The organism is Ruegeria sp. CRTD044, from assembly GCF_059613485.1.
Window position 1 is genome coordinate 576076 of sequence record NZ_JBXWSP010000004.1, and the last position, 20774, is coordinate 596849.

The 20774-nt window shown below is 63.0% G+C and carries 25 protein-coding genes; 18 read left to right on the forward strand and 7 right to left on the reverse strand.

From position 1 onward, the window contains the following. Positions 1–172 precede the first annotated feature (172 nt). From AC2FNL_RS05815 to AC2FNL_RS05890, 16 genes are all read left to right on the forward strand, one after another. Complete coding sequence (locus AC2FNL_RS05815) at positions 173–1345, forward strand: phage portal protein (protein ID WP_496832801.1); 1173 nt, start codon at positions 173–175, stop codon at positions 1343–1345. Next, complete coding sequence (locus AC2FNL_RS05820; RefSeq protein WP_093962401.1) at positions 1338–1562, forward strand: GTA head formation protein, RCAP_rcc01685 family; 225 nt, start codon at positions 1338–1340, stop codon at positions 1560–1562. The genes AC2FNL_RS05815 and AC2FNL_RS05820 overlap by 8 nt, the downstream gene beginning before the upstream one ends. 26 nt (positions 1563–1588) lie before the next feature. Further along, positions 1589–2134 carry an HK97 family phage prohead protease gene (locus tag AC2FNL_RS05825; RefSeq protein ID WP_496832802.1) on the forward strand — a complete coding sequence of 182 codons (546 nt, stop codon included), beginning with the start codon at positions 1589–1591 and terminating at the stop codon, positions 2132–2134. A gap of 34 nt (positions 2135–2168) precedes the next feature. Continuing rightward, the gene (locus tag AC2FNL_RS05830; RefSeq protein WP_496832803.1) at positions 2169–3347 is read left to right on the forward strand and encodes a phage major capsid protein; all 1179 of its coding nucleotides are present in this window, start codon (positions 2169–2171) and stop codon (positions 3345–3347) included. A 177-nt stretch (positions 3348–3524) separates the two neighbouring features. Beyond that, complete coding sequence (locus AC2FNL_RS05835) at positions 3525–4124, forward strand: head-tail connector protein (RefSeq protein ID WP_496832804.1); 600 nt, start codon at positions 3525–3527, stop codon at positions 4122–4124. After that, the gene (locus AC2FNL_RS05840) at positions 4121–4459 is read left to right on the forward strand and encodes a phage head closure protein (RefSeq protein ID WP_496832805.1); all 339 of its coding nucleotides are present in this window, start codon (positions 4121–4123) and stop codon (positions 4457–4459) included. The genes AC2FNL_RS05835 and AC2FNL_RS05840 overlap by 4 nt, the downstream gene beginning before the upstream one ends. Further along, positions 4456–4869 carry a DUF3168 domain-containing protein gene (locus AC2FNL_RS05845; RefSeq protein WP_170338594.1) on the forward strand — a complete coding sequence of 138 codons (414 nt, stop codon included), beginning with the start codon at positions 4456–4458 and terminating at the stop codon, positions 4867–4869. The genes AC2FNL_RS05840 and AC2FNL_RS05845 overlap by 4 nt, the downstream gene beginning before the upstream one ends. A gap of 20 nt (positions 4870–4889) precedes the next feature. Further along, a complete protein-coding gene (locus tag AC2FNL_RS05850; RefSeq protein WP_170363235.1) occupies positions 4890–5303 on the forward strand; it encodes a phage major tail protein, TP901-1 family in 414 nt (137 codons plus the stop codon). Further along, the gene (locus tag AC2FNL_RS05855) at positions 5303–5623 is read left to right on the forward strand and encodes a gene transfer agent family protein (RefSeq protein WP_170538692.1); all 321 of its coding nucleotides are present in this window, start codon (positions 5303–5305) and stop codon (positions 5621–5623) included. The genes AC2FNL_RS05850 and AC2FNL_RS05855 overlap by 1 nt, the downstream gene beginning before the upstream one ends. After that, positions 5620–5838, forward strand: coding sequence for a rcc01693 family protein (locus AC2FNL_RS05860; protein WP_170449621.1), 219 nt, complete (start codon positions 5620–5622; stop codon positions 5836–5838). Before AC2FNL_RS05855 ends, AC2FNL_RS05860 begins: the two co-directional genes overlap by 4 nt. Further along, complete coding sequence (locus AC2FNL_RS05865) at positions 5816–6478, forward strand: RcGTA-type gene transfer agent tail tape measure protein (protein ID WP_496832806.1); 663 nt, start codon at positions 5816–5818, stop codon at positions 6476–6478. The genes AC2FNL_RS05860 and AC2FNL_RS05865 overlap by 23 nt, the downstream gene beginning before the upstream one ends. A gap of 15 nt (positions 6479–6493) precedes the next feature. After that, on the forward strand, positions 6494–7126 hold the full coding sequence (locus AC2FNL_RS05870) for a phage distal tail protein, Rcc01695 family (RefSeq protein WP_496832807.1): 633 nt from the start codon (positions 6494–6496) through the stop codon (positions 7124–7126). Then, on the forward strand, positions 7126–8013 hold the full coding sequence (locus AC2FNL_RS05875) for a phage/gene transfer agent baseplate hub protein (protein ID WP_093962394.1): 888 nt from the start codon (positions 7126–7128) through the stop codon (positions 8011–8013). Before AC2FNL_RS05870 ends, AC2FNL_RS05875 begins: the two co-directional genes overlap by 1 nt. Next, positions 8013–8456: a C40 family peptidase gene (locus AC2FNL_RS05880; RefSeq protein ID WP_093962393.1), complete on the forward strand. Its 444-nt coding sequence runs from the start codon at positions 8013–8015 to the stop codon at positions 8454–8456. The genes AC2FNL_RS05875 and AC2FNL_RS05880 overlap by 1 nt, the downstream gene beginning before the upstream one ends. Then, a complete protein-coding gene (locus AC2FNL_RS05885) occupies positions 8456–12421 on the forward strand; it encodes a baseplate multidomain protein megatron (RefSeq protein ID WP_496832808.1) in 3966 nt (1321 codons plus the stop codon). Before AC2FNL_RS05880 ends, AC2FNL_RS05885 begins: the two co-directional genes overlap by 1 nt. A gap of 7 nt (positions 12422–12428) precedes the next feature. Next, complete coding sequence (locus tag AC2FNL_RS05890; RefSeq protein WP_496832809.1) at positions 12429–12725, forward strand: DUF7742 family protein; 297 nt, start codon at positions 12429–12431, stop codon at positions 12723–12725. On the opposite strand, the gene AC2FNL_RS05895 is transcribed toward AC2FNL_RS05890, so the two are convergent. Beyond that, on the reverse strand, positions 12706–13044 hold the full coding sequence (locus AC2FNL_RS05895) for a TraR/DksA family transcriptional regulator (RefSeq protein WP_496832810.1): 339 nt from the start codon (positions 13042–13044) through the stop codon (positions 12706–12708). The two genes, AC2FNL_RS05890 and AC2FNL_RS05895, sit on opposite strands and share 20 nt — an antisense overlap. A gap of 86 nt (positions 13045–13130) precedes the next feature. Between AC2FNL_RS05895 and cysE the strand changes: the two genes are divergently transcribed. After that, positions 13131–13940 (forward strand): serine O-acetyltransferase, encoded by an 810-nt coding sequence (gene cysE, locus AC2FNL_RS05900; RefSeq protein WP_093962389.1) that lies wholly within the window; start codon positions 13131–13133, stop codon positions 13938–13940. 69 nt (positions 13941–14009) lie between these two features. Here the strand turns inward: cysE and AC2FNL_RS05905 are convergent, their stop codons facing one another. The 3 genes from AC2FNL_RS05905 to pdhA are packed head-to-tail and all read right to left on the reverse strand — an operon-like array spanning position 14010 to position 17713. Beyond that, complete coding sequence (locus tag AC2FNL_RS05905) at positions 14010–15320, reverse strand: pyruvate dehydrogenase complex dihydrolipoamide acetyltransferase (RefSeq protein ID WP_170418302.1); 1311 nt, start codon at positions 15318–15320, stop codon at positions 14010–14012. A gap of 14 nt (positions 15321–15334) precedes the next feature. Then, positions 15335–16708: a pyruvate dehydrogenase complex E1 component subunit beta gene (locus AC2FNL_RS05910; protein ID WP_093962387.1), complete on the reverse strand. Its 1374-nt coding sequence runs from the start codon at positions 16706–16708 to the stop codon at positions 15335–15337. Positions 16709–16723: 15 nt separating this feature from the next. Further along, positions 16724–17713 carry a pyruvate dehydrogenase (acetyl-transferring) E1 component subunit alpha gene (gene pdhA, locus AC2FNL_RS05915; protein WP_093962386.1) on the reverse strand — a complete coding sequence of 330 codons (990 nt, stop codon included), beginning with the start codon at positions 17711–17713 and terminating at the stop codon, positions 16724–16726. Positions 17714–17937: 224 nt separating this feature from the next. On the opposite strand from pdhA, the gene AC2FNL_RS05920 reads away from it, so the two are divergent. Further along, positions 17938–18657 carry a hypothetical protein gene (locus AC2FNL_RS05920; protein ID WP_496832811.1) on the forward strand — a complete coding sequence of 240 codons (720 nt, stop codon included), beginning with the start codon at positions 17938–17940 and terminating at the stop codon, positions 18655–18657. Here AC2FNL_RS05920 and AC2FNL_RS05925 read toward each other — a convergent pair. The 3 genes from AC2FNL_RS05925 to AC2FNL_RS05935 form a co-directional block, all read right to left on the reverse strand. After that, positions 18654–18953 carry an FtsB family cell division protein gene (locus AC2FNL_RS05925; protein ID WP_170338112.1) on the reverse strand — a complete coding sequence of 100 codons (300 nt, stop codon included), beginning with the start codon at positions 18951–18953 and terminating at the stop codon, positions 18654–18656. The two genes, AC2FNL_RS05920 and AC2FNL_RS05925, sit on opposite strands and share 4 nt — an antisense overlap. Positions 18954–19116: 163 nt before the next feature. After that, positions 19117–19344 (reverse strand): lysozyme inhibitor LprI family protein, encoded by a 228-nt coding sequence (locus AC2FNL_RS05930; protein WP_496832942.1) that lies wholly within the window; start codon positions 19342–19344, stop codon positions 19117–19119. Positions 19345–19520: 176 nt separating this feature from the next. Next, positions 19521–20711 (reverse strand): phosphoglycerate kinase, encoded by a 1191-nt coding sequence (locus tag AC2FNL_RS05935; protein WP_496832812.1) that lies wholly within the window; start codon positions 20709–20711, stop codon positions 19521–19523. Between the last annotated feature and the right edge of the window lie 63 nt (positions 20712–20774).

Below are 20774 nucleotides of genomic sequence, written 5' to 3' on the forward strand. Positions count from 1 at the left end.
TTGACGACGAGGGTAGCGCATTTCTGGTTGATGCCGAGGTAAAACCTGAAGGCATAGGCTCCGACGCCGTTGCGCAACCGCCGTACGCCCCATTCCCGAGGCTTAAAGACCTTTCCGTCATAACTCCTTTCAACAAGCCGGGCAGAGCGGCGGCAGAAAGGAGCATCTGGACATGGTATTCGATTTCTTGCGTCGTGGATCGGCTGAGAAGGCCCCCGAGGCAAAAGCAAGCGCAGCCGGGCCGGTGGTGGCCTGGCAAACCGGTGGGCGCGTGGCCTGGAGCCCGCGCGACACCGCCTCGCTGACGCGCACGGGGTTCTCGGGCAACCCGGTGGGGTTCCGGTCGGTCAAGCTGATTGCCGAGGCCGCGGCGGCGCTGCCCCTGGTTCTGCAGGACGATGCGCAGCGGTACGAGACGCACCCGGTTCTGCGCCTGATGCGCCGTCCGAATGCGGCGCAGGGCAAGGCCGAGCTGCTGGAGGCGCTGTTCGGGCAGTTGCTGCTGTCGGGCAATGCCTATGTCGAGGCGGTGCAGGCCGAGGGCGGGCTGCCGGTCGAGCTGCACGTGCTGCGCTCGGACCGGATGAGCGTGGTGCCGGGGGCGGATGGCTGGCCCAGGGCCTATGACTATACCGCCGGGGGCAAAACGCACCGGTTCCCGGCCGAGGCCATCTGCCACATCAAGTCGTTCCACCCGCAGGATGACCACTATGGCTTCTCGCCCCTGCAGGCGGCGGCGATGGCGATTGACGTGCACAACAGCGCCTCGCGCTGGTCGAAATCACTGTTGGACAACGCTGCGCGGCCCTCGGGCGCGCTGGTGTGGAAGGGCGGCGACGGACAGGGCGTGATGGCCGAAGAGCAGTTCCGCCGCCTGAGCGACGAGATCGAGGCGAACTATCGCGGGGCGCGGAATGCAGGCCGTCCGATGGTTCTGGAAGGGGGGCTGGATTGGAAGCCAATGGGCTTTTCCCCGTCGGACATGGAGTTTCAGAAGACCAAGGAAGCCGCCGCCCGCGAGATCGCGCTGGCTTTCGGTGTCCCGCCGATGCTGCTGGGGATCCAGGGTGACGCGACCTATTCGAACTATCAGGAGGCCAACCGGGCGTTCTATCGCCTGACCGTTCTGCCCCTGGTGACGCGGGTGGCGGCGGCGTTGTCGGACTGGCTGTCGGACTTTACCGGCGAGGACCTGATGCTGAAGCCCGATCTGGACCAGGTGCCGGCGCTGGCGGCGGAACGCGATGCGCTATGGGCGCGGGTGGCCAATGCCGATTTCCTGACCGATGCCGAAAAGCGTGCTCTGCTGGGCCTGCCGGTGCTGGCGGAGACGGCGGATGGCTGACACGCCGGGATATCCGCCCTTTGACTGCGCGCCGGGCCTGCGTCTGGCCGCGCATGAAAGGGTGGCCGAGATCCAGCATGCGCATCTGTGCAGGCGGCTGGATCAGATCGAGGAGATGATGGAGCGGCTGGAGCGGCGGTTGTGGCTGACGGTCTATGGCGTGGCGGCGGTGATCCTGGCGCAGGCGTTCCAGTCATTCCTGACGGTGGCGCCATGAATTCAGCGGCTTACGAGGAGTATTTCATGAATTTGGAACGCAAGTTCGCGCGGTTCGGCGATGGGCTGTCGGTGACCGAGGACGCGGTGATCGAGGGCTATGCCAGCCTGTTCGGCCAGGTCGATCAGGGCCGCGACGTGGTGCAGAAAGGGGCCTATGCCGCGTCTCTGGCCGGGCTGAAGGCGGCCGGGCAGCGGGTCAAGATGCTGTGGCAGCACGACCCGGCCCAGCCCATCGGCGTGTGGGACGAGGTGCGCGAGGACGACCGTGGCCTGTGGGTCAAGGGGCGGCTGCTGGAAAGCACCCAGAAGGGCCGCGAGGCGGCCGAGCTGATCCGCGCGGGGGCGCTGGACGGGCTGTCGATCGGCTATCGCACCAAGCGGGCCGTGAAGGATGACAAGGGCCGGCGGCTCTTGACGGAACTGGAGCTGTGGGAGGTGTCGCTGGTGACCTTCCCGATGCTGCCCAGTGCGCGGGTGGCGGCAAAGGGGTCGGACCTCGATGCCGAGGAAACCTGGCGCAGTATTGCCGAGGTGTTCCGGAACGCCCGGCTGGAGCTGGCGCGAACCTAGCGCGCCTCAACCCCCACCCAGAAAGGAAGTGCTGATGAGCAAGACCGAGACCGCGGCCTTGACCGGAGAGGGTGTGCCCCTGGTTCAGGAGGTGAAGCAGGCGATGGCTGGCTTCGTGAGCGAATTCAAGGGTCTGAAGGCTGAAGTTCAACAGAAACTGCAACAAACAGAAGAGCGACTGACCATGCTGGATCGTAAATCAACCATCGCGGCGCGCCCGCATCTTGCGGCCTCGACGCTGGAGGAAGCGCCGCACCAGAAGGCCTTTGACGCCTATGTGCGTTCGGGCGATGACGATGCCCTGCGCGGGCTGGAGATGGAGACCAAGTCGCTGTCGACGGCCGTCAACAGCGATGGCGGCTACCTGGTCGATCCGCAGACCGCCGAGATGATCAAGTCGGTGCTGAAATCCACCGCCTCGATCCGTTCGATCGCGTCGGTCGTGAATGTCGAGGCGAATTCGTTCGACGTACTGATCGACCACACCGATGTGGGCGCGGGCTGGGCCGATGAAACAGCGGCGGCCACCGAGACCGGCACCCCGTCGATCGACCGCATCTCGATCCCGCTGCACGAGCTGAGCGCGCTGCCCAAGGCCTCGCAGCGGTTGCTGGACGACAGCGCATTCGACGTCGAGGGCTGGCTGGCCGGCCGTATCGCCGACAAGTTTGCCCGCGCCGAGGCGGCGGCCTTTATCAACGGTGACGGCATCGACAAGCCGAAGGGCATCCTGAGCCATCCGGCGGTGGACAACGACGTCTGGACCTGGGGCAACCTGGGCTATGTGCCCACCGGTGTCGCGGGCGGCATCGACGCGGATGCGATCGTTGACGTGGTCTATGCGCTGGGCGCGCAGTACCGCGTGAACGGCACCTTCGTGATGAACTCGAAAACCGCGGGCGTGATCCGCAAGCTGAAGGATGCCGACGGCCGCTTCCTGTGGTCGGATGGCCTGGCCGCGGGTGAGCCCGCTCGCCTGATGGGTTATCCGGTGCTGATCGCTGAGGACATGCCCGATCCGGGCACCGACAGCTTCTCGATCGCCTTCGGTGACTTCTCGGCCGGCTATACCATCGCCGAGCGCCCCGACCTGCGCGTGCTGCGCGATCCGTTCAGCGCCAAGCCGCATGTCCTGTTCTATGCCACCAAGCGCGTGGGCGGCGACATCAGCGACTTTGCCGCGATCAAGTTGGTGAAATTCGGCACCGCCTAAGCGGTGACGGATCCGGGGGGCCGGTGGGCCGGTCCCTCGGGCGGCGGGCGCGGGCCGGGGTGAGATCCCCCGCGTTGTCTAGCTGCTCCCCTCCGTCCGAGCAACGTGGGGCGGCACGTGCCCGCCATTTTCCAAGGATGCGGCCCCCGGAGGGGTCCGAGATTGCGGAGTGAATGGATGATGTTGATCGAAGAAACCGCCATCGCGGATGCGGCGCTGCCGATGGATCAATTCAAGGCGCATCTGCGGCTGGGCACGGGATTTGCCGAGACCAGCCTGCAGGACGACGTGTTGAAAGGGTTCCTGAGGGCGGCGATGGCCGCGATCGAGGCGCGCACGGGCAAGGTGCTGATATCGCGCAGTTTCACCTGGACCCTGAGTCGCTGGCGGAACGACGCGGGCGAGGTTCTGCCGGTCGCGCCGGTGACGAGCATCGACGCGGTGACGCTGACCGACGCGCGGGGCACCCAGCAGATGGTGGCGCCCGGGACTTACCGCCTGGAGCGCGACAACCAGCGCCCCTGCCTGCGCCCGATGGGGGCTTGCCTGCCCGCGATTCCCACCGGTGGAGAGGTGACCATCGCGCTGACGGCCGGGATGGCGGCGGACTGGGGCGGGCTGCCGGCGGATCTGGGGCAGGCGGTGCTGCTGCTGGCGGCGCATTACTACGAGTATCGTGACGAGACCAGCCTGAGCGACGGCTGCATGCCCTTCGGCGTGACCAGCCTGATCCAGCGCTATCGCATGGTGCGTTTCGGCGCGGGGATGATGCAATGAGCGCGCCCCGTCTGAACCGGCAGCTGGTGCTGGAGGCCCCTGTGCGGGTGGCCGACGGTGCGGGGGGCTATGCCGAGACATGGGCGCCGCTGGGCACGCTGTGGGCCGAGGTGACCGCCCGGACCGGCACCGAGCGCGCGGTCGCGAATGTGGCGGTTTCGCGCGTGAGTTACCGCATCGTGGTGCGTGGCGCGCCCGAGGGGTCGTCGATGCGCCCGGCGCCCGATCAGAGGTTCCGCGAGGGCGGGCGGCGCTTCGTGATCCGCGCGGTGGCCGAATACGACGCGGCCGGGCGCTATCTGACCTGTTTCGCGGATGAGGAGGTGGCGGCATGAGCTATGGCGTTTCGGCGGCGCTGCAGGCGGCTGTGTTCCAGCAATTGGTGGCGGATGCCCAGGTGGGCACGCTGAGCGGTGGCGCGATTTATGACGCGGTGCCTTCGGGGACGGTTCCGCAGACCTACGTGACGCTTGGCCCCGAGGAGGTGCGCGAGGCTTCGGACAAGACGGGGCAGGGCACTTTGCATCGTTTCACGGTGTCGGTGGTGTCCGAGGCGGCCGGGTTCGGCGCGGCCAAGACGCTGGCCGGGGCCGTGTGCGACGCGCTGGACGGCGCCCCGCTGACGTTGGATCGGGGGCGGCTGGTGGGGCTGTGGTTCGAGCGGGCCTCGGCCCGGCGCACCGGAACCGGCGGCGCGATCCGGCAGATCGACCTGAGATTCCGCGCCCGCGTGGAAGACAACTAAGCAATCAATGGAGAGAGCAAATGGGTGCCCAGAACGGTAAGGACCTGCTGGTCAAAGTGGACATGAACGGCACGGGTCTGTTCCAGACCATCGCGGGGCTGCGGGCCACGCGGATCAGTTTCAACGCAGAAAGCGTGGATGTCACTTCGTTGGAAAGCCAGGGCGGCTGGCGCGAGCTGCTGTCGGGGGCGGGGGTCAAGTCGGCCTCGATTTCCGGATCGGGCGTGTTCAAGGACGCCGGCACGGATGAACGCGCGCGGCAGCTGTTCTTTGACGGTGAAACGCCCGCCTTCCAGGTGATCATTCCCGATTTCGGCATCGTCGAAGGACCGTTCCAGGTGACCGGGATCGAGTATTCGGGCTCGCACAATGGCGAGGCGACCTATGAGATGAGCCTGGCCAGCGCCGGCGCCCTGACCTTTACGGCGCTGTGATGGTCAATCCGTGGACGGGCGAGGTGGCGCTGGTGATCGATGGCCAGCGCCGGGTGCTCAAGCTGACGCTGGGCACGTTGGCCGAGCTGGAGCAGGAGCTGGGCGCAGGGTCGCTGGTGGAGCTGGTGCAGCGGTTCGAGAGCGGCGCCTATTCCAGCGGTGACGTGCTGGGGCTGATCGTTGCGGGGCTGCGCGGAGGCGGCACGGATGTGACCCGCGCCGACATGTTGCGGGCCGAGATCGAGGGCGGCCCGATGGCCGCGGCGCGGGCGGCGGCCGAGTTGCTCGCGCGGGCCTTCATGGTGCCGGGTGAGCCATGAGCGGCTTTGACTGGCCCGGCCTGATGCGGGCCGGGCTGCACGGGCTGCGGCTGACGCCGGATCAGTTCTGGCGTCTGACCCCGGCCGAACTGCGGCTGATGCTGGGGCAGGGCCGCGGGATGCCGGCGATGAACCGGGCGCGGCTGGAGAAGCTGCTGGCCGCCTGGCCCGACAAGATACAAGGAGAGCGTGATGACGGATCGGGACGGGTTTGACGACCTGCAGGAGCGCGGCGAGGCGCTGGGCGACGCCCTGGGCGATGCCGCCACGATGGCGGCGGCCTTCGACGCCCAGATGAAGCGGATCAGCGCCGCTTTTGAAGAGACCGGGAAGGATGTCGCCACCCTGGAACGCGGCATGTCGAGCGGGCTTCGCAAGGCCTTCGACGGCGTGGTTCTGGACGGAATGAACCTGTCGGATGCGCTGGACGTGCTGAAGAACTCGATGATCCGCACGGCCTATTCGGCGGCGATCAAGCCGGTGACGGATCATTTCGGCGGCATGCTGGCCAATACGGTCGGCGGCCTGGTTCAGGGGCTGCTGCCCTTTGCCGATGGCGGCAGTTTCGCGCAGGGGCGCGTCATGCCTTTTGCCAATGGCGGCGTGGTCACCGGGCCCACCACCTTTCCGATGCGCGGTGCGACCGGGTTGATGGGCGAGGCCGGCCCCGAGGCGATCATGCCGCTGGCGCGCGGACCCGACGGCAAGTTGGGCGTGCGCAACTCGGGCGGCGGAGGGGCGGTGAACGTGGTGATGAATATCACCACGCCCGACGTGCAGGGCTTCCGCCGCAGCCAGGGCCAGATCGCCGCCCAGATGAGCCGTGCCATGGGGCGCGGCAATCGCAACCGGTAGTTTAGGGAGCAGGACATGAATTTCCACGAAGTCAGATTTCCCGCCAGCCTGAGTTTCGGCTCGGTCGGCGGACCCGAGCGGCGCACGGATATCGTGACGCTGGCCAACGGGTTCGAGGAACGCAACACGCCCTGGGCGCATTCGCGGCGGCGATACGACGCCGGTTTGGGGATGCGGTCGCTGGACGACATCCAGACGCTGATCGCCTTTTTCGAGGCGCGTCAGGGGCAGATGTACGGCTTTCGCTGGAAGGACTGGTCGGACTACAAGTCCTGCGCCGCCACTGCCGAGGTCGAAAAGGGCGACCAGGTGATCGGGCAAGGCGACGGGGTCACGACCGTGTTCCAACTGGTCAAGACCTATGCCTCGGGCGTGGCCAGTTATGTCAGGCCCATCGTCAAGCCGGTGCTCGGCACGGTCAAGGTTGGGCTGGATCAGGATGAGGCCCGAGAAGGCGTCGATTTCGAGGTGGACCTCAATCGCGGTCTGATCCAATTCGCCGTCCCGCCGGCCGAGGGGGTCGATGTTACCGCCGGGTTCGAGTTCGACGTGCCGGTGCGCTTCGACACCGACAGGATTCAGGTCAGCGTGGCCAGCTTTCAGGCAGGCGACGTGCCCAATGTTCCGGTGGTGGAGGTGCGGGTCTGATGAGCGGCGACAAGCAGGCATTGCTGACCCATCTTCAGTCCGGCATGACCACGGTCTGCCGCTGTTGGGTGATCACTCGAACCGATGGCGTGTCCTTCGGGTTCACCGACCATGACCGCGAACTGGCCTTCGAAGGGCTGGTGTTCAAGGCAAGCACCGGCCTCACAGCCTCGGCGATCGAACAAGCGACGGGCCTGTCGATCGACAATTCCGAGGCCATGGGGGCGCTGTCTGATGCGGCCGTGTGCGACGAGGATATCGAAGACGGCCGCTTTGACGGTGCCGATGTCCGAGCATGGCTGGTCAACTGGGCCGCGCCGGAACAGCGCATGTTGCAGTTCCGTGGCTCAATCGGCGAGCTGCGCCGCGCTGGGGGCGCGTTTCATGCCGAGTTGCGCGGGCTGACCGATCTGCTGAACCGACCCTTGGGGCGGATCTACCAAAAACCTTGTACGGCCGTTTTGGGTGACAAAGCCTGCGGCTTCGACAGGTTGACGCCCGGCTACTGGGCCGAGGCCGAGATTGCCGAGATCGACGATGGGCCGATCCTCAGACTGCAGGGTGCCGAGGCGTTTGAGGACGGCTGGTTCGAACGTGGCCGCGTCGATGTGTTGACTGGCCGCTCTCAGGGGCTCTGGGCCTCGGTGAAGACGGACCGGAGCATCAAGATAGGGCGGGAATTGCACCTTTGGACTGCTCTGGGCTCGGGTCTGGCCACGGGTGACCGTGTGCGGGTGCTGGCGGGCTGCGACAAGCGGATGGAGACCTGCCGGTTGAAATTCAACAACGTCATAAATTTCCAAGGTTTTCCGGATCTGCCGAGCGAAGACTGGGTGATGGCCGTGCCGAAACAGGGCAACGCGAATAATGGAGGCAGCAGGCGGTGATGGTGACGACTCAGGATATCGTGGACGAAGCGCGAGGCTGGCTGGGAACGCCCTATGTGCATCAGGCCTCGGTCAAGGGAGCGGGAACCGATTGCTTGGGATTGCTGCGCGGCGTCTGGCGATCCGTCATCGGCCACGAGCCCGAGGCGGTGCCTACCTACAGCATGGACTGGTCTGAACCGCAGGGTGAAGAGCGCATGTGGGCGGCTGCGAGGCGCAATCTGGTCGAACGTCCGGGCAACTTTCTTGCTCCCGGGTGCGTGCTGCTGTTCCGGATGCGCGATGCCGGTGTGGCCAAACACCTCGGTATCGTGAGTGAAGCGGGCGCCGTGCCACGCTTTATCCATGCCTATTCCGGACATGGCGTTGTCGAGAACACTCTGAGCGACCCCTGGCGCCGCCGGGTGGTCGCCTGCTTTGAATTTCCTTTGGAGGGCAACTGATGGCGACGATAGTTTTATCTGCGGCGGGGGCCGCGCTGGGCGGGTCCATCGGTGGAACCGTTGCAGGGTTGTCAACGGCCATCGTGGGGCGGGCAGTCGGCGCAACGCTCGGGCGGGTTATCGACCAGCGATTGATGAGCCAGTCGGTCATGGGCGCCGGAAGCGAGGTGGTCGAGTCCGGCCGGCTGGACCGGTTCAGACTTACGGAAACAGGCGAGGGCGCGCCGTTGTCCACCGTGTTCGGCCGAATGCGGGTCGGTGGGCAGGTGATCTGGGCGTCGGATTTCCTTGAGACCCGCAAAACCACGACGTCTACGCAGTCTGCTGGCGGCAAAGGAACCCCAAAACCTGCCGAAGTCACCACGACCACCCATAGCTACAGCTATTCGATATCACTGGCGATTGCTGTCGGCGTCGGAGAGATCGCGGACATCGCGCGGATATGGGCCGATGGGGAAGAGCTTGAGCGCAACAGCCTGAACATGCGGGTTTATACGGGTAGCCAGGATCAGCTGCCGGATCCCCTGATCGAAACGATCGAAGGTGCCGGGACGGTTCCGGCCTATCGCGGCACAGCGTATGTGGTGATCGAAGATCTGCCGCTGGCGCAATTTGGCAATCGCGTTCCCCAGTTCTCCTTCGAGGTTGTTCGGCCGGACCAGAAATCCGCACCAGACTACGAGTTCGAATTGCAACGGATTGTCCGGGCCGTGGCCCTGATGCCTGGCACCGGGGAATACACGCTGGCCAGCACGCAGGTAAACTACTCCAAAGGGTCGGGTCAAAGCTGGGCCGCCAACGTCAATTCGCCCTCGGGCGAGCCCGATCTGGTGGCCTCGATGCGTGCCCTGAGCAAAGAACTTCCGGGCTGCAAGGCTGCATCGCTGGTGGTTTCTTGGTTCGGAGATGACTTGCGTTGCGGCGCTTGCAGCATTCGACCCAAGGTGATCCGCCAAGACGTGGACGGCGCCAACATGCCGTGGAAAGTCTCTGGGCTAAAGCGCAAATCGGCTCAGGTCGTGCAACAGGTGGACGGGCGACCGGTCTATGGCGGTACCCCGGCCGATGCGTCGGTGGTTCAGGCCATTCAACACCTCAAGGAATCCGGCAGCCGGGTGATGTTTTATCCTTTCATCCTGATGGATCAGATGCAGGGCAATGGTCTTCCAGACCCATGGTCGGATGCCGGCGATCAGCCGCATCTGCCGTGGCGCGGCCGGATCACGCTGGACGTGGCTCCGGGGCGTCCGGGGTCGTTGGACGGAACCGCAGGTGCGGACGCTCAGGTGGCAAGCTTTTTTGGTGCAGCCCAAGCCTCGGATTTCATCATCGGTAATGGCAGCGTGACCTATACCGGCCCGGAAGAATGGAGCATGCGCCGTTTCATTCTTCACTACGCGGCGTTGTGCAAGGCAGCAGGCGGGGTCGAGGCGTTTTGCATCGGTTCGGAAATGCGTGGTCTTACCCAGATACGCGGCGCGTCCGGGTTCGCGGCCGTCGCTCAGCTGAAGGCATTGGCGGCAGAAGCGCGGCAGATACTGGGGCCAGACACCAAGATCGGCTACGCTGCGGACTGGACGGAATATTTCGGGTACCAGCCTGCCGATGGCAGCGGTGACCGATACTTCCATCTGGACCCACTGTGGGCAGACGAAAACATCGATTTCGTCGGGATCGACAACTACATGCCGGTCTCGGACTGGCGGGATGGCAACGATCATCGGGATGCGCTGGATGGTGCCCGGTCAATCTACGACCTGGATTATTTGCGCGGCAACATCGAAGGCGGTGAAGGATACGACTGGTACTATCCAACGCCCGAGGAACAGGACGCGCAGATAAGGTATCCGATCGAGGACGGCGAACATGCAGAGCCATGGGTCTGGAGATATAAGGACATCCGCAACTGGTGGTCGAACTTGCACCACGAACGGATCGGAGGAGTGCGCCAAGCTGACCCGACCGATTGGGTTCCGGGATCAAAGCCGATCTGGTTCACGGAATTGGGCTGTGCGGCCATAGACAAGGGAACGAACCAACCCAACAAGTTTTTGGATCCGAAATCCTCGGAATCCGATCTGCCCAAATACTCAAACGGTCAACGCGACGATTTCATTCAGGTTCAGTATTTGAAGGCAGTTCTGGGATATTGGGCCGATCCGCAGATCAACCCGGTTTCGGACATCTACGATGGTCCGATGGTCGACGTTTCGAATGCCTATGTATGGGCGTGGGACGCGAGACCTTACCCGACATTCCCGAACCTGCGTTCGCAGTGGAGCGACGGCGAAAACTACGCCCGTGGTCATTGGTTGAACGGGCGTTCAGGTGCCAGGACACTGGCCTCGGTGGTGGCCGAGATTTGTCAGGCTGCAGGCGTTGCCGATTTTGATGTGTCTGCGCTGGACGGAGTTGTCCGTGGATACGTGATCGAAGATGTATCGGACGCGCGGGCGGCCCTGCAACCGCTGATGCTGCACTACGGATTTGATGCGATTGAGCGGGACGGTGTTCTGACATTCCGCATGAGGGCCGGGCGCCGGGCATTCGATCTGTCGCTGGATCAGGTCGCGGAAAGCCCCGAGGTCGATGGCAGGGTCCAGTACCAGCGCGAAGCCGAGGCCGAAATGGCCGGCCGCGTGCGTCTGCGCTTCGTGCAGTCGGATGCGGACCACGATGTGGTATCAGAGGAGGCCGTGCTGCCCGATGATCGGACACATTCTGTTGCCGTGAACGAAATGCCTCTGTCGATGACCCGCGCCGAAGGGAGGCAGACGGTCGAACGTTGGCTGGCCGAGGCCCGCGTCGCGCGCAACACCGCTCGGTTCGCGCTGCCGCCGTCGCAGATGCATCTGGGCGCCGGCGACATTGTTCGACTTCCATCCTGGAATGGGGGAGCCGGTGCGCTGTATCGCATAGACCGATTGGAACAGGCTGACATCCAGTTGGCAGATGCCGTGCGGATCGAGCCCGGGGTCTATTCGCCGTCCGACATGGCGGATGATGGGTTTGTCTCACAACCCTTTGTGGCCCCGGTCCCGGTTCTTCCGATTTTTCTGGATCTGCCACTCATTACCGGCGCCGAAGAGCCGCACGCCCCTTATCTGGCCGTCACGGCCGATCCTTGGCAAGGCAGCGTCGCCGTCTATTCCTCGGACAGCGACGAGGGCTACGCGCTGCGCGATCTGGTGACTGGTCAGGCTGTGATCGGGTTCACTGAATCCGCCTTGCCGTCCGCGAGTGCAGGGGTTTGGGATGAAGGTGCGCCGCTGCGCGTGCGCCTTGTCGATGGCGTCTTGCAGTCGCGGTCGCGTGACTCGCTTTTGACAGGAGCCAACTTGGCGGCGATCGGAGACGGCACGCCCGGAAATTGGGAAGTGTTTCAGTTCGCGGATGCCGTCTTGCAGGAACCCGGGGTCTATGCCCTGTCTGGCCGCCAGCGCGGCCAATTGGGTACGGACGCAGTCATACCTGAAAGCTGGCCGGAGGGTTCCGTGTTCGTGTTGCTTGACGAGAGGGTTTTTCAGACCAGCCTGCTGCGGACCGAACGCCGAATTGCCCGGCACTACCGGATCGGGCCTGCCACCCGCGGATACGACGACGATTCCTATGTCCATAAGGTCGAGGTCTTTGATGGAAACGGTCTGCGCCCCTACGCGCCAGTTCATCTGAAGGTCGAAAGACACGGGGGCGATGACCTGTTCACCTGGGTACGCCGAACCCGGATCGACGGCGACGATTGGGACGTGCTGGACGTGCCGCTGGGCGAGGAGTCCGAGACTTATCTGATCCGGATTCGGTCAGGTGGCACCCTTGTTCGGGAAGAGATCGCCACGACGCCAAGTTGGACCTATTCCGCTGCGGCACAGTCTTCGGACGGGGTCACGGGCCTCTACGAGGTCGAGGTGGCGCAGGTTTCGGCCAGCTACGGGCCGGGCGCGGCCGCGCGGCTGAGTGTGGGGTAGGGAGACCATGCGCCCTGTTTTGCACGGCGATGTCAGTTCTGCGGCGCGGGTTTTGCTGACCGTGCCGCAAGCCCAGCGTGAGCGGCTGTGCGCGCGCATGATCGCCGAGGCCGAGTTGGCTGACCGTCACCTGACCGCGACGGGTCGTTTGCATCCTGTTTACGGGAACGGAGCATTGATGGGAGCGGCACGCAGCCGCCCGTTGGCAGACGAGCCGAGTTTCAGCGACACCGAGTATTGCCGGTGTTTCGAGACGGTACTGCGCCAACTTATCCGGTTTCAACTCAACCGGCCGCGCAGCTGACGCACTTGCTGGCGGCCGGGTCCAGGTCCAGGCGTCTGCGCGGAATGTCGTCACCGCAATCCTCGCAATACCCGAATTCGCCCTCGGCCATCCGGTCGAGGGCGGCCCTCAGCCGTAGGGCTTCGAGATCTCGTCGCGTTTGTTGCGCCTTGGCCATGGCTTGATTCTGCAGCGCATCCATTCGACTGAGCCGCCCGACCGCCTGCTGGTCAAGCTCGACCACGGATTGAGCGTCCTGACCGGCCAGGGAAATGCGTTCCAATTCCTCTAGCCGGGACAGGATAAGTGTTTCAAATTCCCTGAGTTCGGACCGGTTCATTTTCTGTTGTGTTGCACATCAAGGGTTTGCGTTTGGCCTTTTTGGGCCTAGATGGCTATTCTAGGCGCAGCAGAGGATCAAAAGCCATGTTTGAAACGCGCACCCAAGTAACGTCAGTTGACCCCGTCTGGGACCGGATCACGGCCGAAGCACAGGCCGCCGTCGAAAAAGAGCCTTTGATGGGCGGACTGGTGCATGCCTGTATCCTGCACCACAAATCTCTGGAACGTGCGTTGTCCTATCGGATCTCGGCCAAGCTGTGCTCGAACGAGATGTCGATGATGGTTCTGCGTGAAATCGTCGAAGAGGCCTATGCCGATGACAAGGCGCTGATGAATGCAGCCCGCGCGGATCTGATGGCCGTGTACGAGCGCGACCCGGCCTGCCATCGTCTGCTGCAGCCGATTCTGTATTTCAAAGGCTACCAAGCCATGCAGGCCTATCGCGTGGCACACTGGCTGTGGCAGAAGGGCCGGCACGATCTGGCCTATTTCTTCCAGATGCGCAGTTCGGAAATCTTCGGGATCGATATTCACCCCGCCGCGAAGATCGGCAAGGGCATCATGATCGACCACGCGCATTCCATCGTGATCGGTGAAACTGCGGTCGTGGGCGACAACGTCTCGATGCTGCATTCGGTGACTCTGGGCGGGACCGGCAAGGAAGAAGAGGATCGTCATCCCAAAATCGAGGATGGCGTTCTAATCGGGGCCGGGGCCAAGGTTCTGGGCAACATCCGCGTGGGTCATTGCAGCCGCATCGCCGCCGGTTCGGTGGTGCTGCAGGATGTGCCGCCCTGCAAGACCGTAGCGGGTATCCCCGCCAAGATCGTGGGTGAGGCGGGGTGCGACCAGCCCTCGATCTCGATGGATCACATGCTGGGCAAGGATCAGTAAACCTGTTCTCAGGTTCGAAAAAAGCCGCCTCGGGGTCCGAGGCGGCTTTTTTGATTTTTGTGACTTGGATCAGGCCAGCATGACCATGGGGTTTTCGAGGTTGTCCACGATGGCTTGCAGGAGCTGTGCCCCAAGCGCGCCGTCGATCACCCGGTGATCGACCGACATGGTAACCGACATCACGGTCGCCACGGTCAGCTCCCCATCCTCGCCCACGACTGGCTTCTTGGCGCCGGTGCCGACGGCCAGGATACCCGCATGCGGCGGGTTCACGATGGCGTCGAAATTTTCGATGCCATACATGCCCAGGTTCGAAACCGCGAAGGTGCCGCCCTGATACTCATGCGGGGCCAGCTTGCGCTCGCGCGCGCGCGCGGCCAGGTCCTTCATTTCGGTCGACAGGGCCGACAGAGATTTGGTGTCGGCGTCCTGCAGGACCGGGGTGAACAGGCCGCCTTCGATCGCGACGGCCACGGCCACGTCCGAGGGTTTCAGCTGCAGCACCCGGTCGCCCGCCCAGACGGCGTTGCACTCGGGCACCTGCTGCAGCGCGTTGGCGACGGCCTTGATGATGAAGTCGTTGACGCTCAGCTTCACGCCACGGGCTTCCAGCTGCTTGTTCAACTGGCTGCGGAATTTCAGCAGCGCGTCCAGCTTGATATCGCGGCGCAGGTAGAAATGCGGGATGGTCTGCTTGGCCTCGGCCAGACGGGCGGCGATGGTCTTGCGCATGCCGTCCAACTTGACCTCCTCGTACTCGCGGCCCTCGTACATGCGGGCCACCATGTCGGCCGAGGGGCCTGCAGGAGCAGCGGCAGGGGCCGGCGCTGCGCTTGCCGAAGCAGCCGGTGCCGGTGCCGCTGCCGGAGCGGTTGCGCCTTCGACATCTGCTTTGACGATGCGGCCATGCGGGCCCGAGCCCTTGATCTGTGCTAGATCCAGACCCTTTTGGGCGGCAATGCGACGGGCCAGCGGAGAAGCAAAGATGCGACCGCCATCTGCCTTGACCGGAGCCGCAGGTGCCGAAGCGGGGGCGGGCGCCTCGGACGCCGCAGGTGCGGCGGCCTCGTTGCCCGCGTCGGCTGCGGGTGCAGCCTCGGGCGCTTTGGCGGCGGCGGCGATGTCATCGGCGCTTTCGCCCTCTTCCAGCAGCACGGCGATGGGGGTGTTGACCTTGACCCCTTCGGTGCCCTCAGGAACCAAGATCTTGCCGACGATACCTTCATCGACGGCTTCGAACTCCATCGTGGCCTTGTCGGTCTCGATCTCGGCCAGCAGGTCGCCGGAGGAGACGGTGTCGCCTTCCTTGACCAGCCATTTGGCAAGCGTGCCTTCCTCCATGGTCGGCGAAAGGGCGGGCATCAGAATTTCGGTGGGCATCTGTCAGTCGCTCCTTACCGATAGGTCACTTGTTTGACGGCGGCGATCACCTCGTCGGTGGTAATCAGCGCCAGCTTTTCCAGGTTCGCCGCATAGGGCATGGGCACGTCCTTGCCGGTCAGCGTGATGACGGGCGCGTCTAGATAGTCGAACGCTTCCTGCATGACCACGGAACTGATGTAGCTGCCGACCGAGCCTTGCGGCCAGCCTTCCTCGACCGTGACCAGACGATTGGTTTTCATCACCGAGTTGACGATCGCGCCAGTGTCCATCGGGCGGATGGTGCGCAGGTCGATCACCTCGGCGCTGATGCCATCCTCGGCCAGCTTGTCGGCGGCTTCCAATGCGTATTGCATACCAATTCCAAAGCTGACGATGGTCACATCGGTGCCTTCGCGCCAGATGCGGGCCTTGCCCAGCGGCACGGTCAGGTCATCGACCTGCGGCACGTCGAACGAGCGGCCATAGAGGATTTCGTTTTCCAGGAACACGACCGGGTTGGGATCGCGGATGGCCGATTTCAGCAGACCTTTGGCGTCGGCTGCCGAATAGGGCATCACGACCTTAAGGCCCGGGATCTGCATGTACCAAGCAGCATAGTCCTGAGAGTGCTGGGCCGCCACGCGCGCGGCGGCGCCGTTGGGGCCTCGGAACACGATCGGACAGCCCATCTGACCGCCGGACATATACAGCGTCTTGGCGGCAGAGTTGATGATCTGGTCGATCGCCTGCATGGCGAAGTTGAATGTCATGAACTCGACGATCGGCTTCAGGCCGCCAAAGGCGGAACCCACGGCAATGCCGGTAAATCCATGCTCGGTGATCGGCGTGTCGATCACGCGTTTTGCGCCGAATTCGTCCAGCAGGCCTTGGCTCACCTTGTAGGCGCCCTGGTATTCACCGACTTCTTCGCCCATCAGGTAGACGTCTTCGTCCGAGCGCATTTCCTCGGCCATCGCGTCGCGCAGAGCCTCACGGACCGTCATCGATTTCATCTCGGCATCTGCTGGCCAGTCCGGCGACAGGTCCACGGTAGGCGCGGCCGGTGCAGCAGGGGCAGGAGCGGGGGCCTCGACCGCCGCCGGGGCGGCTTCGGCCTCCGCTGCGGCTGCGGGTGCAGCCGTGGTCACGGCCGAGGCGTCTTCGCCCTCTTCGACCAGGATCGCGATCGGGGTGTTGACCTTTACGCCTTCGGTGCCCTCGGCAATCAGGATTTTGCCGACGATGCCTTCATCGACGGCTTCGAACTCCATCGTGGCCTTGTCGGTTTCGATCTCGGCCAGAATGTCGCCAGAGCTTACGGTGTCGCCTTCCTTGACCAGCCACTTGGCCAGTGTGCCTTCCTCCATGGTCGGCGAAAGGGCGGGCATGAGAATTTCGGTTGCCATGTCTTATTCGTCCTCTCAGGCGTAAATGTCGGTCCAGAGCTCGTCCAGCGACGGCTCGGGGCTTTCCTTGGCGAACTCGGCGGCCTGGTTGACGACCTCCTTGATTTCCTTGTCGATCGCCTTCAGGTCATCCTCGGTGGCGTGCTTGCCAGTCAGCAGCAGCTCGCGCACGTGTTCGATCGGGTCGCTCTGCTCGCGCACCTTCTGAACCTCTTCGCGGGTGCGGTACTTGGCGGGATCCGACATCGAGTGTCCGCGGTAGCGGTAGGTCTTGACCTCGAGGATGTACGGGCCCTTCCCGGCCCGGCAGTGCGCCACGGCCTTTTCGCCGGCTTCTTTCACCGCCAGAACGTCCATGCCGTTGACGATCTCGCCGGGGATGCCGAACGCCTCACCGCGGTGATAGATGTCCTTGGTCGAGGTCGAGCGCGACTGCGCTGTGCCCATCGCGTACTGGTTGTTTTCGATCACGAAGACCACCGGCAATTGCCAGATGGCCGCCATGTTGAAGGTTTCATAGACTTGACCTTGGTTCGCTGCGCCGTCACCGAAATAGGTAAAGGTCACGCGGCCGTTGTCTTTGTACTTGTCTGCAAAGGCCAGGCCTGCACCCAGCGGAACCTGTGCGCCGACGATGCCATGTCCACCGTAGAAATGCTTCTCTTTCGAGAACATGTGCATCGAGCCGCCCTTGCCCTTGGACAAGCCGCCTTCGCGTCCGGTCAATTCAGCCATGACGCCGCCCGGATCCATCCCGCAGGCCAGCATGTGGCCGTGGTCGCGGTAGGAGGTGATGCGCTTGTCGCCATCCTCGGCCGCAGCTTCGAGCCCCACGACGACGGCTTCCTGACCGATGTAGAGGTGGCAGAAACCGCCGATCAGACCCATGCCGTACAGTTGACCGGCCTTTTCCTCGAATCGGCGGATCAACAGCATCTCGCGGTAGTAGGTTTTGAGTTCTTCCGCAGAAACATTTGGTTTCTTTGTGGTTTTTCGCGCAGCCATCGTGGCGACCTCTCCCTTCCGGCAAGATAGTTTAGCGTTAAACTATCTCATAAAGCATTTCGCGCTTTCTGGCGAGCGGAAATGTGACGCTGCGTCCTGGACCGGGTGGCAGTATCTGTTTCCACCCGAAATCCGGCAGGTTTTCGCCTTTTGGTTCGACGTATGCACGGGTAGTATGCCTCCATTGGCAGGCAATTTTGAACGGGCGTCGGAGACAGATTGGCATGATGATCCTCAGAGAGCCGAAGCTGGTTTTCATCAAAACGAAGAAAACCGCCGGATCATCCATCGAAATTGCATTGAGCGCGAAGCTGCAGGACGGAGATTTCGCAACACCGTTCGGCAAGGAAGCCGAACTTCAACGTCCGGGGAAGCAATACATCGTCCGCCGGTCGGTCAAGCTTTTGCGGGACAGAGCCAAAGGCGAAGTGCAGGCCCGGTATCCCCACAATGGGATCGGCGTGGTCAATCGGTATCTGTCCGATATTGCGGAGGGCTGCAGCAGCATTTGGGTTGAGAGAAATCCCTGGGACAAGGCTGTCTCAGCGTTCTATTTCTGGATGCATCAGCGCGGAACACAGATCAACGACGCAAATGCACTGTTCCTGAGCTTTTGCCGGACTCGCCTGAAGTTCTTCTCTGACTTCCATCTTTATTCTGAGGGCGGCGATATCGCGGTTGATCGGGTGTTGCGATACGAAAGCCTGGACAGTGATTTGGCGCAGGTGCTGGATGACTTCGGCCTTGGCGATGTCAGCCTCGGCGACAAACGTTTGAATTCCGGCATTCGAAAATCAAAGCAGTTCGATGTTTTCTACGGTGAAAACTGGGACGGCGAAGCCGTGGACGTGGTGGCTGACCTGTTCCGACGGGAAATCGACGCTTTCGGGTATCAGTTGCCAACTGCAGAGGAACCCGGGGCGGTCGGGCAAACAGCTAATTAGCGGATGACGATTTCATCAGCTCGGATCATTCCCAAAACGGTTCGGGCCTGCTGATCCAGCAGGTCAAGATCCAGGTAGGTGTCTGAAAGGCGTCTGGTCAGGTTTTCCATCCGAGCGATGTCGGCGTTCAGCGCCGCAAGGTCGCGTGACAGAGCGTCCCGTTCCGCTGAAATCTCGATCCGTCGGAACAGGCCGTAGTCGCCCTGAACGGCAGCAAAGGTGAAATAGACACCCAGCATGAAAGCCACCGAGAAGAATGCGACTGCGCCCAGGCCGGGCCGATTGGAACGGGACACTCTGTTAACCGCCGTATGAATACTGCCTCAAAAACGTGCCCTTTGCGGGCATCTGTCGGCACTATGTCACAGGTGATTCGGGTTGTGAATCCCTCGATTCGCACTTTTTGCAATTCGACGAAAAAAGTGATGCTCTAAGAGCCATGACCGCGTAGGTACCCGCTCAACGCAAAGCGGTCAGTTCCTGATTTCGATTCAGTGTCTGTTCTTCCATGCAGGACCAATAGAACATTTGCGCAGCACGGCCATCGCTTTTGAGTTCGGGGTCACAAGTTGCATCCCTGCATTTCGACCAAGCGCGCTGTTCGTTCAACAAGGCCTCGCCGTTTCCGCGCCTATCCGCCGCTGATTTGACCTCTTTCCAGAGGCGGTTCAGTTCTTTATCAGCGATTTCCTATTTCTCTTTGGCACAGAAAGTGGCGTCGATCTGAGTTTGCCCGGCGCAATGGGACTGCGCGCCAGAAACACTGAGCAGGAGGATAACTGCAAACGTGGCAACGGCTTTCATGGCCCATCTCCCGGTCTGTGGGAGAATACCATGAATGCCTATCGGCAACTAGAATGGGGCTATTGGGCCAGCGCTGCCACACCTGGCAGGGTTTTGCCCTCCATCCATTCCAGGAACGCACCGCCGGCGGTCGAGATGTAGGTGAAGTCCTGCGCGGCACCCGACGCGTTGAGGGCTGCAACCGTATCGCCGCCACCGGCGACCGAAACCAGTTTGCCCGCCCGCGTCAGTTCTGCGGCTTTCAATGCAGCGGCATTTGTCGCCGCGTCGAAGGGTTCCAGTTCGAATGCCCCCAATGGGCCGTTCCAGATCAGAGTCTTGCTCTGTTCGAAGATGTTGCAGATCGCGGCGACGCTGTCCGGCCCGGCGTCCAAGATCATCGAATCTGCGGGGCATTGGTTCGCTGGGACGACCTTGTGTGGGGCGAGTGCTTCGAATTTCTCGGCAACGACAACATCGCTGGGCAGGACGATCCGGCAGCCTGCCTCGTCTGCTTTTGCCATGATTTCGGCTGCAGTATCGGTCATCGCGTGCTCGGCCAACGATTTGCCAACGTCCAGCCCTTTGGCCAGCAGAAAGGTGTTGGCCATGCCGCCGCCGATGATCAGGTTGTCGACCTTCTCGATCAGGTTGCCCAGCAGATCCAGCTTGGTTGATACCTTGGCCCCACCGACCACAGCGGTCACCGAACGCTGAGGGTTGCCCAGAGCGGCTTCGAGTGCGCTGAGCTCTGCCTGCATCAGGCGCCCGGCGCAGGAAGGCAGAAGGCGCGCCAGTGCCTCGGTCGAACTGTGCGCCCGATGAGCCGCCGAGAAGGCGTCATTGCAGTAGATGTCTCCCATCTTGGCCATACCTTCGGCCAGGGTCATGCTGTTCTGGGTCTCTTCGGCGTGAAAGCGGGTGTTCTCCAGCAGCAGAACCTCGCCGTCGCCCTGGTTTGCGGCAGCGATTTCAGCCTCGTATCCGACGCAATCCTCTCCGAAACGGACCTTCGTGCCAAAGGCGGCTTCCAGTGTGGGCACCAGCTGTTTCAGCGACAGGTTCTGCCGACGTTCACCGCCGGGTCGGCCGAAATGGGCCAGAAGGATGGGTTTGCCGCCAGCGGCCAGAATGTCGCGGACCGTGGGCACGATCCGCTGGATCCGGGTGTCATCGGTCACGGCGCCATCCAGAACCGGGACGTTGATGTCCACGCGCACAAGAACGCGCTTGCCCTGCAAATCCATGTCGTCCAGAGTTTTCCAGCCCATCGTATCATCCTCGCCGTTGTCACCACGCGTAAGCGGTTCTTTTCCTGCATTTTGCCCTCAGGT